The 14,388-nt window shown below is 62.9% G+C and carries 9 protein-coding genes; 6 read left to right on the top strand and 3 right to left on the bottom strand.

What is annotated here, in order from left to right:
* Nucleotides 1-234 precede the first annotated feature (234 nt).
* Nucleotides 235-855 carry a porin family protein gene (locus AC4FAH_RS02455; protein WP_213113966.1) on the top strand — a complete coding sequence of 207 codons (621 nt, stop codon included), beginning with the start codon at nucleotides 235-237 and terminating at the stop codon, nucleotides 853-855.
* Nucleotides 856-1,014: 159 nt separating this feature from the next.
* On the opposite strand, the gene acnB is transcribed toward AC4FAH_RS02455, so the two are convergent.
* Nucleotides 1,015-3,618 (bottom strand): bifunctional aconitate hydratase 2/2-methylisocitrate dehydratase, encoded by a 2,604-nt coding sequence (acnB, locus tag AC4FAH_RS02450; protein WP_043331313.1) that lies wholly within the window; start codon nucleotides 3,616-3,618, stop codon nucleotides 1,015-1,017.
* Between the two features lie 420 nt (nucleotides 3,619-4,038).
* Between acnB and AC4FAH_RS02445 the strand changes: the two genes are divergently transcribed.
* From AC4FAH_RS02445 to AC4FAH_RS02435, 3 genes are all read left to right on the top strand, one after another.
* The gene (locus tag AC4FAH_RS02445; protein WP_082388266.1) at nucleotides 4,039-4,533 is read left to right on the top strand and encodes a DUF1289 domain-containing protein; all 495 of its coding nucleotides are present in this window, start codon (nucleotides 4,039-4,041) and stop codon (nucleotides 4,531-4,533) included.
* Nucleotides 4,534-4,549: 16 nt separating this feature from the next.
* Entirely contained in the window at nucleotides 4,550-5,362 is an 813-nt protein-coding gene (locus AC4FAH_RS02440) for a MiaE family protein (RefSeq protein WP_279836113.1), read from the top strand.
* 78 nt (nucleotides 5,363-5,440) lie between these two features.
* The gene (locus tag AC4FAH_RS02435) at nucleotides 5,441-9,355 is read left to right on the top strand and encodes an ATP-binding protein (protein WP_043331312.1); all 3,915 of its coding nucleotides are present in this window, start codon (nucleotides 5,441-5,443) and stop codon (nucleotides 9,353-9,355) included.
* A 99-nt stretch (nucleotides 9,356-9,454) separates the two neighbouring features.
* Here AC4FAH_RS02435 and AC4FAH_RS02430 read toward each other — a convergent pair whose 3' ends face one another.
* Both AC4FAH_RS02430 and AC4FAH_RS02425 read right to left on the bottom strand, forming a co-directional pair.
* The gene (locus tag AC4FAH_RS02430) at nucleotides 9,455-10,228 is read right to left on the bottom strand and encodes a UDP-2,3-diacylglucosamine diphosphatase (protein ID WP_054555497.1); all 774 of its coding nucleotides are present in this window, start codon (nucleotides 10,226-10,228) and stop codon (nucleotides 9,455-9,457) included.
* A gap of 152 nt (nucleotides 10,229-10,380) precedes the next feature.
* On the bottom strand, nucleotides 10,381-10,875 hold the full coding sequence (locus tag AC4FAH_RS02425; RefSeq protein ID WP_043331309.1) for a peptidylprolyl isomerase: 495 nt from the start codon (nucleotides 10,873-10,875) through the stop codon (nucleotides 10,381-10,383).
* 238 nt (nucleotides 10,876-11,113) lie between these two features.
* Between AC4FAH_RS02425 and AC4FAH_RS02420 the strand changes: the two genes are divergently transcribed.
* Both AC4FAH_RS02420 and cysS read left to right on the top strand, forming a co-directional pair.
* Nucleotides 11,114-12,793, top strand: a complete 1,680-nt coding sequence (locus AC4FAH_RS02420) for a glutamine--tRNA ligase/YqeY domain fusion protein (protein ID WP_043331306.1) — start codon at nucleotides 11,114-11,116, stop codon at nucleotides 12,791-12,793.
* Nucleotides 12,794-12,995: 202 nt separating this feature from the next.
* Entirely contained in the window at nucleotides 12,996-14,378 is a 1,383-nt protein-coding gene (gene cysS, locus AC4FAH_RS02415; RefSeq protein ID WP_213114014.1) for a cysteine--tRNA ligase, read from the top strand.
* The last annotated feature ends 10 nt before the right edge of the window (nucleotides 14,379-14,388 follow it).

The following is a 14,388-nucleotide window of genomic DNA, read 5'->3' as shown; positions in this document are numbered from 1 at the left end:
GGCTTTGCATCTGTGCGAAGGGCTAAGCGGGCCTCGGGCACGCGCAAGCGGGGGGAGCGGGAAGGTCATGAGGACATGTTGCTGACTGGCGACGTGACAAGTAGTCAAAACGCCACTCTTGAAACACTGTTCTATATCTACCACGATGCTCCTGCAACCCATGACAGGCGCGGTCTTGCCGTCAGTACCTGGCCGGCAGCTGCCTGTGCCGCCCATTGGATCAAGGAGCAATACATGAGCAAGTCACGTCTTCTGGCCGCCCCGTTGGCTACCGTTTCCTTCGCCGCTCTCGCTCTGGCGCTCAGTGGTCACGCTCAGGCGGCAGGCAATGCCAACGAAGGGCTCTACATCGGTGCCGGTACCGGCTTCTCCAGCCTTGAGAACGATGATTCCGATGAGGCCGGTGACTTCATCGAATCCGGCAGCGATGACTTCGATGTCGATGATGACGACAACGTCTACAAGGCCTTCGTGGGCTATCAGTACAATCCGTACTTCGCCACTGAGGCCTTCTACACCGACCTGGGGACTGTCCAGCTCAAGGGCAATGACTTCAGCAATACCGATCTCGAGTCCAAGGCCTACGGTGTCAACGTGGTGGGTATCCTGCCCATCGGTCAGTACTTCTCGCTGTTCGCCAAGGCGGGGATGGCCAAGTGGGAAACCGATGTCGATGGCAATCTGGGCAATTCCAGTGTCGATCTGAAGGACAACGACGGCTTTGATCCGGTCTATGGTGCCGGTGCACAGGTCAATCTGGACCCGTTCCTGATCCGTGCCGAGTACGAGCGCTATGACTTCGACAGCGATTATCAGGTGGATGCCTTCACCGCCTCGGTCGGCTACAAGTTCTGAGGCAGGGCGCTTGCGCCTACTGAGCTTGTCGCAGGCATGAAAAAACGGGCCGTCCCTTGAGGGGCGGCCCGTTTCGTTGTCTGGCATGACGCCAGTTGGCATGACGCCAATGCTGCTGTCAGAGGGGAGTCATGCAGTGGCGCATGACTCCCCGCCTGATCAGGCTTCCTGGGTGACCGGAATCACGTTGGAAGCGGCGTTCTGGAACTCTTCGATCTCATGGAAGTTCAGGTAGCGATAGATCTCGCCCGCCATGGCATCGAATTCGCCCATGTAGCCCTGATATTCCTCGACGGTCGGCAGACGACCGACCACGGCCGCGATGGCCGCAAGCTCGGCAGAGGCCAGGAAGACGTTGGCGCCGTCGCCCAGACGGTTCGGGAAGTTGCGCGTGGAGGTGGACACCACGGTGGACTTGGCGGCCACACGTGCCTGGTTACCCATGCACAGTGAGCAGCCCGGCATTTCCATGCGCGCGCCGGCACGGCCGTAGATGCCGTAGTAGCCTTCCTCGGTCAGCTGGTGCTGGTCCATCTTGGTCGGCGGTGCCAGCCACAGCTTGGTCTTCAGGCTACCGGCCGGCTGCTTCTCGAGCAGCTTGCCTGCGGCGCGGAAGTGACCGATGTTGGTCATGCACGAGCCGATGAAGACTTCGTCGATCTTCTGGCCGGCGACGTCGGACAGCAGACGGGCATCGTCCGGGTCGTTCGGCGCGCACAGCACCGGCTGATCGATCTCGGCGAGGTCGATCTCGATGATCTCGGCGTATTCCGCGTCCTTGTCGGCACGCATCTGGCTCGGGTTGGCCAGCCACTCTTCCATGCCCGCGATACGACGCTCGATGGTACGGGCATCGCCGTAACCGTTGGCGATCATCCACTTGAGCAGGGTGATGTTGGACTTCAGGTACTCGGTCACGCTCTCGTCGGACAGCGTGATGGTACAACCGGCGGCGGAACGCTCGGCAGAGGCGTCGGAGAGCTCGAATGCCTGTTCGGCCGTCAGATCTTCCAGACCTTCGATTTCCAGAATGCGGCCAGAGAAGGCGTTCTTCTTGTTGGCCTTGTCGACGGTCAGCAGGCCCTGCTTGATGGCGTACAGCGGGATGGCGTGGACCAGGTCACGCAGGGTGATGCCCGGACGACGTTCGCCCTTGAAGCGCACCAGGATGGATTCCGGCATGTCCAGCGGCATCACGCCAGTGGCGGCGGCGAAGGCCACCAGGCCAGAACCCGCCGGGAAGGAGATGCCCATCGGGAAGCGGGTGTGGGAATCACCACCGGTGCCGACGGTGTCCGGCAGCAGCATGCGGTTCAGCCACGAGTGGATGATGCCGTCGCCCGGACGCAGGGAGACGCCGCCGCGGTTCATGATGAAGTCGGGCAGGGTGTGGTGAGTCTCGACGTCGACCGGCTTCGGGTAGGCAGCGGTGTGGCAGAAGGACTGCATCACCAGGTCGGCCTGGAAGCCCAGACATGCCAGATCCTTCAGCTCGTCGCGGGTCATCGGGCCAGTGGTGTCCTGGGAGCCGACGGTGGTCATCTTCGGCTCGCAGTACATGCCCGGACGCACGCCTTCCAGGTTGCAGGCCTTGCCGACCATCTTCTGTGCGAGGGTGAAGCCCTTGCCGGTGTCCTTCGGCTGCTCCGGCAGGCGGAAGACGTCAGACGCCTCCAGACCCAGCTCGGTACGCGCCTTGTCGGTCAGACCGCGACCGATGATCAGCGGGATACGGCCGCCAGCACGCACTTCGTCCAGCAGGACCTGAGTCTTGAGGGAGAAGGTGGAGATGACTTCGTCGGTGTCGTGACGGCAGACCTTGCCTTCGTACGGGTAGATGTCGATGACATCGCCCATGGCCATCTTCTCGACGTCCATCTCGATGGGCAGGGCGCCGGCATCTTCCATGGTGTTGAAGAAGATCGGCGCGATCTTGTTGCCGATGCAGAAACCGCCGGCGCGCTTGTTGGGCACGAACGGGATGTCGTCGCCGAAGAACCACAGCACGGAGTTGGTGGCGGACTTGCGTGAGGAACCGGTACCGACCACGTCACCGACGTAGGCGACCGGGAAGCCCTTGGCCTTCACTTCCTCGATCTGGGCCAGCGGGCCGACGACGCCATCTTCCTGCGGGTTGATGCCTTCACGCGGGTTCTTGAGCATCGCGTTGGCGTGCAGCGGGATGTCCGGACGTGACCAGGCGTCAGGCGCCGGAGACAGGTCATCGGTGTTGGTCTCGCCCGGCACCTTGAAGACGGCCAGCGAGATCTTCTCGGCCAGCGCCGGCTTGGACAGGAACCATTCGGCGTCGGCCCAGGATTGCAGCACGGCCTGGGCGACGGCGTTGCCGGCCTTGGCGCGGTCAGCGACATCGTGGAAGGCGTCGAACATCAGCAGGGTGTGCTTGAGCTGTTCGCCGGCTTCCTTGGCCAGGCTTTCGTCGTCCAGCAGCTCGACCAGCGTGGCGATGTTGTAGCCGCCCTGCATGGTGCCGAGCAGCTTGACGGCATGTGTCTTGTCGATCAGCGGAGAAGCGGCTTCGCCACGTACGATGGCGGTCAGGAAGCCAGCCTTGACGTAAGCGGCTTCATCAACGCCCGGGGGAATGCGATTGGTGAACAGATCGAGGATGAACTCTTCTTCACCGGCCTGCGGATTCTTGAGCAGTTCGACCAGCTCGGCGGTCTGCTCGGCAGTCAGCGGCTTTGCCGGGATGCCCTGCTGGGCGCGTTCTTCAACCTGTTGACGGTAGGCTTCAAGCACGTGGGAGACCCTCATCTGTAATCGTGTCGAAATGCGCGGGCCAGTCGTCTTGAAGACGCAGGGCGGGGCACCTCGAGGCTTCTTGCGGGTAATTCAAGCGTCTTATTGCGAGCGAATCAGGCGCTACGGGGCGAATGCGAGTCTACTCAACTTTGTCGACAATGTTAAGGAGCGCCCAGTGGCGGGGGCTGAGACTTTGGTCGCCTATTGCGGCATAACATTCTGATATTTCATCTGATTGTCAGGAAATCACGCTGAGCAAACACTATGCGGCAACCCTGATGACGCGCTGATGACGCCCAGCGCGGTGCTGAGGCGAGGTCCTTTGGGCACCGACGGCGCGATGCTGTCGGCTCTCAGGTACGCACGGTATGATGGGGGTTACCCCGAATCACACTTTCCGCCTCCCCCGAGGGCAACATGAGCCGTATTCTTTCTCCTTGCGTAGGTGTCTGCTCCACTACGGTCGGCGATAGCGTCTGTCGCGGCTGCCAGCGTCATGATCATGAGATCCTGGCCTGGTTCGGCTATGACAGTGACCAGCGCGCCGAGCGCATGCTGGCACTGGACGAGCTGCGCAGTCAGGTCGCCGCCCGCTGGCTGCGCGTCGCCGATGACGCCATGCTGGCCGAGCAGCTGACCCGCCATCGCATCCGTTTCCGTGCCGATCAGTCGGCGCTGTCACGCGCCGTTGAGCTGCTGCGCGTCGGGCGCACCCGCATCAAGGACCTGTCGGCATATGGCATCGCACCACTGGCCCATGCGCGAGAACTTGAGCCCGAACAGCTTTTTGCCCATATAAACGATGAAATCATGGTGGAAGCGGCAAAGCGTGCCGATAATGATATGAACTCCGTCGTTGAGGTGTCTCCTGTCAGTCAGCAGCAGACGCAAGCGAGCGAGACAAAAGACTGACGTGACAATGAATTCAATGACCGACGTGACCGAGCGCAATGTGATTGCGCCTGAGCAGAGCAAGCAGCATGATGATGTTCATGCTGGGCGGTATGGCGAGAGTGAGGCTGGGGCGCGCGTGATCGCAGCGTCGCAGGGGCCAAGCGATGAAGATACCGATGCCTTGCTGCCGGCGTCGCTGCTGGCCTTTCTGCCCTGCAGGACGCCCCTGAGCTGGGTCGAGGCGGCGCTTGAGAATCCGGAGCTGCTGCTGATCGATCATGCGCAGTGCGAGAAGAAAGCCGCCTCCACCGCCATGAGCCTGATGTACCGCTACGTGAACCGGCCACTGCTGTTGACCAAGATGTCACAGCTGGCGCGCGAAGAGCTGCTGCACTTCGAGCAGGTGGTCGGGCTGATGGAGAAGCGGGGCATCGTCTATCGGCATATCAAGGCCTCGCGCTATGCCGAAGCCCTGCGCCAGCAGGTCAGGGACGAAGACCCGCAACGCCTGGTGGACATCCTGCTGATCGGCGCCCTGATAGAGGCAAGGTCGTGTGAGCGCTTCGCGCGCCTCATCCCGTATCTGGAACCAGAGCTTGCAAAGTTCTATCGCACTTTGGTTAAGTCAGAAGGACGTCACTATGAGGATTACCTCATGTTGGCAGAGCAATACACCAATGAACCACTGGAACCCCGTCTCGCGGTGCTACGTGAAGTGGAACGAGAGCTGATCGAAACCCCCGATGCTGTCTTCCGCTTCCACAGTGGTCAGCCGAGCGCACGACGGGCAGCGCGCGCCTCGGCCAGGGTGGGTCGGGACGCGATGGATCAAGGCACGAGAGACTAAGGCAAGGATCAAGGACAGGGGATCACCGGCGCCGTGGCAGGGCTGGCGTTTCGTTCGCGACTTTGAAATGGATGACACATGACGCAGGAAACATCTGGTCAAGCTCAACTGGCACTGCTGGGACATTTCCAGCTGACGTTGGGTGATGACACGCTGACTCAGTTCAGCTACGACAAGGTCAAGGCGCTACTTCTGCATCTGCTGCTGCATGATCAGGCCGTCTCCCGTGCCGGGTTGGCGGAGTTGCTCTGGCCGGATCAGGGACTGTCCTCCGGACGGACCAACCTTCGCCACGCCTTGCACTGTCTGCGTCAGAGTCTCGGCGAAGAGGCCGACAACCTGTTGACGGTGTCGCGCCAGACCATCGCGCTCTCGCTGCCGGAGCACTGGGAGCTTGATCTCGACGAGCTCAACGGCCTGCTGCTGGCGCCGCCCTCCGTCGCCACCCTGGGGGAGATTCTCACCCTGTATCGTGGCGACCTGGTCGAGGAGCTCTCCTTGACCCAGTGCCCTGACTTCCAGCGCTGGATGATCAAGGTGCGTGGCGAGTGGCGTCAGCGCGTCATCCAGTTCGCCGAGCGGGTGCTGGCCACGGACGAGCCGCTGCCCGATGACGTGCTGCGCACGCTGGTCAGCCGCTTCTCCGGTTACGGCCCCTTCCATGAGCGTCTCGTGCGTCAGCTGGCCGAAGGCGGCCAGTCGGCCGCGGCCCATGAGCAGTTCAATGCCTTCCTGCAGCAGCTGGCGCTCTCCGGTCAGCAGCCGGACCCCGGCTTCCTGCAGCTGGCGCGCTACTGGTCCGATGGCAAGAGCGAGACCATGAGTGCCATGACGCCGCAGGGCGCCATCTCACGGACCCTGTCGCTGGACAGCGCGCCGCTGCGCGAAGAGGAAATCGATCACCGTCAGCTGTCGGTCATGGCCATTCGTCTGAGCGTCAAGGACAGTCATCGTGACCGCGTCTGGGCGCGTGCCTGTCTAACGCTGCAGATCGAACTGTTGCGCTGGCTGGAGCAGCAGTGTCATCACCTGGGCGGCTTCTGGCTGCCGGGCGCCACGGGTGGTGTGGGTCTGGCATGCTTCGGCACCCACGGCCCGGCGCATCAGCTCGCCGAGCTGGTCGCGCTCTATGAGCACTGCAGCAAGGCGATCCCCGATGAGATCGCCAAGCTGTGGGACGGCGAAGGCAAGCCGCCGGCCTTTTCGCTGTCGGCGGGCCTGCACTCCGGTCAGGTCATCTACCTGCCGGAGCGTCAGCTGGCCGACCCGCTGGGTCAGGTCACGCAATATTCCCTCGAGTTGATGACCGCCGCCGAAGGCAGCGAGCTGGTGATCTCCCAGGAAGCCAGTCAGCACATGCCGCCGGCACTGGACCTGCAGCCCCGCTTGACCTCGCGCCTGTTGGCCGCTGACGGTCGCGTGCGTCTGCGTGCGCTGGTGCTGGGCAGCAGTGTCGCCACCCGCGAATCCTCGCTGCCGACCTTGATCGGTCGCGAGGGCGAGCTGCGTCGTCTGCGCGATGCGCTGGCCCGCGCCAGCATCGGCCTGCGCCAGAGCGTGCTGGTCAGTGGCAACTCCGGCATGGGCAAGTCGGCCCTGATGGTCAATTTCCGTCAGCTGGAGCAGAGCCAAGATGTCGGGCTGTGCTGGATGCCGACCACGCGCCTCTCGCAGCTGGAGCCCTACAGTGTCGTCACGGCGCTGATTCGCTGGCGTCTGGACGGCAATATCGATCGCGAAAGCGTCGAGCAGCTGTTCGAGTCTTCCGAGGCGTTGCAGGGCATCAGCGAGGAAGTGCGTCGCTCCTTCCATGCGGTGCTCGGCACGGCGGAAGATACTGCCGAAGACGAAGTGCTGATCCAGTCCAGCGAGACGGTCGAACGCGTCGTGCGCGTGCTGCACCTGGTGATCGAGAAGTCAGCCAGCCTGCGCCCGCTGGTGATGATGATCGATGACCTGCAGTGGCTCGACGAGCCGTCGCTCAAGGTGCTGGCTGGCCTGCAGGCGCGTCTGCCGATCAACATCGGCTTCATGCTGGCCGCGAGCCACAACGGTCGCGACAGCCTGGCGGTCAAGCTCAACTGGGACCAGCACATCGCACTGGGTCGCCTGGACCCGATGCAGGTCTCGCGCCTGCTGTCGCACCTGTCACGTCGCTATCGCCTGCACCTGAGTCCGCGCATGCGCAGTCAGCTCATCGAGCGCTGCGATGGCGTGCCGCTCTACCTGCAGGAAATCTGCCGTCGTCTCGACATGGACCGCCGCGAAGGGCGTCCGGTGCAGCTCGACGAATTGCCCAAGGGCCTGATCGGCCTGCTCTCCAGTCGTATCGATCAGCTGGAAGAAGGGCGCGATGTCGCCCACGCCGCCGCGGTATTGGGGCGTGTCTTCAAGCTGAGCTTCGTGCGCCAGAGCTGTGAGTTCGAGGAGGGCCGCCTCAAGCGCGCCATCGAGAACATGCAGCGCCTGGAGATCATCGAGGCCTGCAGCAGCGACAGTGAATTCGACTACCAGTTTACCCATCAGCTGATCCAGGAAGCGGCCTACCTGTCGTGTCCGCGGGATGTGCGGCGCCGGATTCACCATCAGGTGGTCGCGCTGATCGAGGACAAGTATCCCGCCTGGATCAGTCGTCACCCCGGCTACTTCGCCGTTCACCTGCGCAAGTCGCAGAACTTCAGCCGTGCCGCGCGTTACTTCGAGCTCTCGGCGCGCGAGGCGCTCAAGATCAGCGCCAACCGCACCGCGCTCAAGATGGCGGACAACGGCCTGGCCTGCCTCAAGCATGTCGATGGTCAGGAAGAGCGCGAAGTCAGCCTGCTGACGGTACGTGGCCAGTCCGGCTTCGCGCTGGAAGGCCATGGCTCACGCATCGCCCACGAGAGCTTCGTGCAGGCACGCAACCTGCTCAGCAGCCCGGCGCTGGTCGAGGACGACGAGCCGGACCTCGAGCAGGCCTTCATCGTCAAATGGGGCCTGTGGGTCGGCTGCAGCGAGCGCCATGCCCACGCCGATGCCTTCGCGCTGGCCTCGGGCCTCAGCGAGCTGGCGGAAGAGCTTTCCGATGATCGCTATCGTCGCCTGGCCGATTATGCGCGTGCCCACTGCGAGTTCTGGGCCGGCCGCGTGCGTGTGGCGGGCGAGCACCTGGATGAGATCGATCCGGTCAACCATCCGATGGTGCTCGAATGGCTGCCGTTCAGCGATCACCCACAGGTGGCGGCTTCCTGTCTGCAGAGCTGGACATCGTGCCTGCGCTGCGACTACGTGAAGGCCGAGCAGCAGGCCGAGGCGGCGATTCGCATGGCCGAGCAGATCGGTCAGCCCGGTTCGCTGGCGATGGCGCTGATGTTCTCCACCTCCCTGTATCGCCAGCTGGGTCACACCCATCTGGCGACCCAGCGCGCCGAGCGGGCCCTGGAAGTGACGCGTTCAGCGGACCTTCACCTGTGGCACATGGCTGCGCATGGCGTGCTGGGCTGGGCGCGGGCGATGAACGGCGACCGCGATGGCCTGTCCATGCTGCAGTCGAGCATGAACGAGTTCGCGGAGCTGACCGGGCGCGAGCGTCATCAGCGTCCCAACCTGTGGTACATGGACGCCGTGATGGCACTGGGCGAGCACGCTGCCGCTGAGGAATACATGGAGAAGGTGCTGCTGGTCGCCCAGGAGCGCAATTCCTTCTACCTGTCAGAAGTCAGCTATCTGGTCGCGAGCCTGCGCAGTGCTCAGGGCCTGCCGCTGGAGAAGGTGCGCTCCCTGATCGAGCAGGGGCTGTCCTACTCCATCGAGCAGGAAAACACTCACCATGAGGCCATGGGGCTTGCCACCTGGCTGCGTCTGGTCGATGCCCATGATGCCGAGCGGTGTCAGCGTCTGAAGGTGTTGCTGGAAGAGCTGCCGAGCGCCGATGCCCCCGCGGTACTGGGCTGGCATCAGCTGGTGGAGATCGCCGAGGGGCGTGCGCGCCGCAAGGCGTCGTCCCCGGCCTGAACGAAGCGTCTGGCGCAGCGAAGCGCCTGATACTGTGAGAGCGTAAGAAAAGCCCCGCTGCCGTGATCGGCAGCGGGGCTTTTTGGTGTGTGCAAGCGATCAGCCGTGGGTGATCGCATCCACCAGCGGCAGCGCAAATTCACGCAGCTCCGGCCCCTGGCCACGGGCGATGATGTCGAAGGCCTGAGTCGGGCGCCAGTCGCCGAGCACGATGCGGCGCGCCGGCTCGCCATCGATCTCGAGTTCATGCACCGCCGGGCGATGCGTATGGCCATGGATCAGCGTGCGCACGTCGTGCTCACGCATCTCGCGCACCACTTCCTCGGGCGTGACGTCCATGATCGCCTCGTCCTTCTCGCTGTTGGTCTCGCCGGACTGCATGCGCAGTGACTGGGCCAGCGCCAGACGCTGCTCCAGCGGCATGGCCAGAATCTGCGCCTGCCACTGAGGGTCGCGGGTCATGGCGCGGAACTTCATGTAGGCCTCGTCGCGGGTGCACATGCTGTCGCCGTGCATCAGCAACACGCGCTCGCCGTCCAGCTCGATCACGCTCGGGTCGGGCAGCAGCGTCACGCCGGCCTCGGCCGCGAAGGTCTCGCCGACCAGGAAGTCGCGATTGCCGTGCATGAAGAAGATCGCGGTGCCGCGCTCGGCGATGCGCTTGAGCGCAGCGCTCATGCTGTCGGTGAAGTCGTTGCGATAGTCATCGCCGACCCAGACCTCGAAGATGTCACCCAGCAGGAACAGACGCTCGACGGCAGGCTGGCAGGTAGCCAGACGTGCCAGATAGTCGAGGAAGCCCTGGGCGATCTCGGGCGTGTCGGGTTGCAGGTGCAGGTCGGAGATGAAGAGGGTGGTGGCAGTCGTGTTCATGGTCGGGGTCCGCGAAGGTGGGCGGTCAGCAGGGCATCGCAAGGGCGCACTGCCGTGGGAGTTCATAACGCAAACCGCCCAGCCTGACACTCGCGATCACGAGGCAAGGCCGGGCGGCAGGCACGCCTTGCGGCGTGATCAGGCGAAATCGCTTATTCGGTGATTTCAGCGCTGGTGATGATCACGTCTTCTGCCGGCACGTCGGCGTGGCCGTCGCGACGGGTGGTCTTGACCGCTTCGATCTTCTCGACCACGTCCATGCCTTCGACGACCTTGCCGAACACGCAGTAACCCCAGCCCTGGCTGGTCTTGCTGGTGAAGTTCAGGAAGTCGTTGTCATTGACGTTGATGAAGAACTGGGCGCTGGCGGAGTGCGGGTCCATGGTGCGAGCCATGGCCACGGTGCCGCGGTCGTTCTTGAGGCCGTTGTCGGCTTCGTTCTCGATCACGCCATTGGTCGGCTTCTGGTTGAAGTCGGTGTCAAAGCCACCGCCCTGAACCATGAAACCCGGAATGACGCGGTGGAAAAGGACATTGCTGTAGTGGCCTTCACGCACGTACTGCTCGAAGTTGGCCGCGGTCTTCGGGGCCTTCTCGTGGTTGAGTTCGAGGGTGATATCGCCGTAGTTGGTGTGAAGAACGATCATTCGGGCTTCCCGGTCATCTGTCTTGCTCAAGTGTCAGGCAGGCGCGGCTTCATGGCATCGCCTGCGGGCGTCGCGCTATAATAGCGGCTTTGCATCCAGACACGAAAGCCTGAGCGGGCGGCAGGCGCGTGGATGCAGCCCCGATCATCCGTCTTGTTGTCCTTGCGCACGTTCGTTCAACCACATGACGACCCGCAATACGACGCCCAGGAACCACACAGAGGTGCAGCGAAACTTCATGAGTACCGAGACCCAGAGCGCCCCGAACTTCGTGCTTAACCAGATCCGCGAAGAACTCGAGGCCGGCCGTGCCGATAAGGTTGTCACGCGTTTCCCGCCGGAGCCCAACGGCTTCCTGCATATCGGGCACGCCAAGTCGATCTGTCTGAACTTCGGTCTGGCGCAGCAGCTCGGTGGCGATTGTCACCTGCGCTTCGATGACACCAACCCGGCCAAGGAAGAGCAGGCCTATATCGACGCCATCAAGGAAGACGTCGAATGGTTGGGCTTCGAGTGGGCCGGCAAGGTGCGCTTCGCTTCCGATTATTTCGACCAGCTCTATGCCTGGGCCCAGCACCTGGTGCGTGAAGGCAAGGCCTATGTCGATGACCTGTCGCCGGACGAGATTCGTGAATATCGTGGCACGCTGAAGGAGCCGGGTCGCCCGAGCCCTTACCGTGAGCGTAGCCCCGAGGAAAACCTCGATCTGCTCGAGCGCATGAAGAAGGGCGAATTCGGCGAGAGCGAGAAGGTGCTGCGTGCCCGCATCGACATGGCGGCGCCCAACATCAATCTGCGTGATCCGATCCTCTATCGTATCCGCCATGCCAGCCACCACCAGACCGGCGACAAGTGGAAGATCTACCCGTCCTACGATTTCACGCATGGTCAGTCCGATGCGCTGGAAGGCGTGACGCATTCCATCTGTACGCTGGAATTCGAGGACCATCGTCCGCTGTATGAGTGGTTCCTGGCCAACCTGCCGGTACCGGTCACGCCGCGTCAGATCGAGTTCGCGCGTCTGAACCTGGATTACACCGTCACCTCCAAGCGCAAGTTGAAGCTGCTGGTGGACGAAGGTGTTGTCGATGGCTGGGATGACCCGCGCATGCCGACCATCTCGGGCATGCGTCGTCGTGGCTACACGGCCGCTTCCATTCGCAAGTTCTGCGACATGATCGGCGTGAGCCGCGCGGATGGCGGCATGGTCGAGATCGGCATGCTGCACCACGCCATCCGTTCCGACCTGGAAGACAACGCACTGCGGGCCATGTGCGTGCTCAATCCGCTCAAGGTGGTGCTGACCAACCTGCCGGAAGGTCACGAGGAAGTCTTCGAGGTGCCCGGCCATCCGGCACGTGACGACATGGGCACGCGCCAGATTCCGCTGACCCGTGAGCTGTGGATCGACGCCGATGACTTCATGGAAGATGCGCCGAAGAAGTTCTTCCGTCTCGCGCCCGAGAAGGAAGTGCGTCTGCGCAACGGTTACGTCATCCGCTGTGATGAAGTGATCAAGGATGAGGCCGGCGAGATCGTCGAGCTGCGTTGCAGTGTCGACCTCGATACCCTCGGCAAGAACCCGGAAGGCCGCAAGGTCAAGGGTGTCATCCACTGGGTCAGCGCCGAGCACGCGGTGCCGGTCGAGGTGCGTCAGTACGAGAACCTGTTCCTGGAAGCCGAGCCGGACCGTGACAAGGATGTCGACTTCCTTGAGCACCTCAATCCGAACTCGCTGAGCATCGTCAAGGGCTTCGGTGAGCCGAGCCTGCGCAATGCCGCGCCGGAAACGCGTTACCAGTTCGAGCGTATCGGCTACTTCGTCGCCGACCGCCATGACTGCGTCGATGGCGCGCTGGTCTTCAACCGTACCGTCAGCCTGAAGGACGGTTGGGCCAAGGCCCAGAAGAAGGGTTGATGGCAGCCAGGCCTCCTGCGGGAGGTCTGCTGGCATGACTTTTGACCCGCTTCACGGCCCGCAGGCTGATCCTGTACCTTCGATGACGAAGCTGCATGACCGGTCTGCGGGCCGCTCCATTTCGCAAGGCTGACAGCGCACTGTCAGCAAAGTAGCCAAGGGCGATGACTGAATGATTTCACTCGAAGATGCCGCGAGCACACTGTCCATCTACAGTACCCTGAGCCGGACCAAGGCACCCTTCGTGCCATTGGAAGGCAACAAGGTGCGCATGTACGTCTGTGGCGTGACGGTCTATGACCTCTGTCACATCGGCCATGCGCGTGTGATGGTGGCCTTCGACATCATCACGCGTTACCTGCGTGCGCGTGGCTATGACGTCACCTATGTGCGCAACATCACCGATATCGACGACAAGATCCTCAAGCGTGCCGACGAGAATGGCGAAGCCTTCGAGGCGCTGACCGAGCGCATGATCCAGGCGATGCATGAAGACGAGGGGCGTCTGGGGATCCTGCGCCCTGATCGCGAGCCACGGGCGACCGCGCACATCGGCGATATCATCGCGATGACCGAGACGCTGATCGACAAGGGCTTTGCCTACGCGGCCAGCAACGGTGATGTCTACTACCGTGTGCGTCGTTTCGAGGGCTACGGCAAGCTCAACAACCGTCAGCTCGATGACATGCAGTCCGGCGCGCGCGTGGAAGTGGAAGAGGCCAAGGAAGACCCGCTCGACTTCGTGCTGTGGAAGGCCGCCAAGCCGGGCGAGGCCAGCTGGCCGTCTCCCTGGGGCGCGGGCCGTCCGGGCTGGCATATCGAGTGCTCCGCGATGTCGACCTGCTGCCTGGGCAACACCTTCGATATCCACGGCGGCGGGCCGGACCTGACCTTCCCGCATCACGAGAACGAGATCGCCCAGTCCGAAGCCGCCACTGGCCAGCAGTATGCCAATGTGTGGATGCACGCCGGCGCGGTGCGTGTCGGGCAGGACAAGATGTCCAAGTCGCTGGGCAACTTCTTCACGATTCGTGATGTGCTGGAGCAGCACAACCCGGAAGTGGTGCGTTACCTGCTGGTGGCCAGCCACTACCGCAGCGCGATCAGCTATGAAGCCAACTCGCTGGATGAGGCGCGTCGTTCGCTGGAGCGCTTCTACAATGCGCTGGAGAACGTCACGCCCGAACAAGGCGAGGTGTCAGGCGACTGGCGGGCACGCTTCGTGGCTGCCATGGATGACGACTTCAATACGGCCGGTGCGCTGTCGGTGCTGTTCGAGCTGGCTCGCGAGCTGAACCGTGCCAAGAAGGAGGCACCGCAGCAGGCGCCGGCGCTGGCCTTCGAGTTGACCGCGCTGGGCGGCCTGCTGGGGCTGTTCGGCCAGGACCCGGCGGTCTTCCTCAAGGGCGATACTGCCGCATTGGCGTTGTCGGAAGACGAGATCCAGGCGCAGATCGAGGCGCGTGCTGCCGCCAAGAAGGCCAGGGATTTCGCGGGTGCTGACCGTATCCGTGACGAGCTGGCCGCTCAGGGCATCATCCTCAAGGATTCCCGCGAGGGGACGACCTGGGTGCTGGAAGGCTGATGCAGTTGGC

The organism is Cobetia sp., from assembly GCF_983723665.1.
Note: the sequence above shows the minus strand (reverse complement) of the source record. Positions and strands in the feature narration are given on the sequence as shown.

Excerpts from the sequence above, each read along its gene's own strand:
- AC4FAH_RS02455 (WP_213113966.1), top strand. The coding sequence starts at position 235 with ATGAGCAAGTCACGTCTTCTGGCCGCCCCGTTGGCTACCGTTTCCTTC.
- AC4FAH_RS02425 (WP_043331309.1), bottom strand. The coding sequence starts at position 10,875 with ATGATCGTTCTTCACACCAACTACGGCGATATCACCCTCGAACTCAAC.
- AC4FAH_RS02445 (WP_082388266.1), top strand. The coding sequence starts at position 4,039 with ATGAGCCGTATTCTTTCTCCTTGCGTAGGTGTCTGCTCCACTACGGTC.
- AC4FAH_RS02440 (WP_279836113.1), top strand. The coding sequence starts at position 4,550 with ATGACCGACGTGACCGAGCGCAATGTGATTGCGCCTGAGCAGAGCAAG.
- AC4FAH_RS02435 (WP_043331312.1), top strand. The coding sequence starts at position 5,441 with ATGACGCAGGAAACATCTGGTCAAGCTCAACTGGCACTGCTGGGACAT.
- AC4FAH_RS02420 (WP_043331306.1), top strand. The coding sequence starts at position 11,114 with ATGAGTACCGAGACCCAGAGCGCCCCGAACTTCGTGCTTAACCAGATC.
- AC4FAH_RS02430 (WP_054555497.1), bottom strand. The coding sequence starts at position 10,228 with ATGAACACGACTGCCACCACCCTCTTCATCTCCGACCTGCACCTGCAA.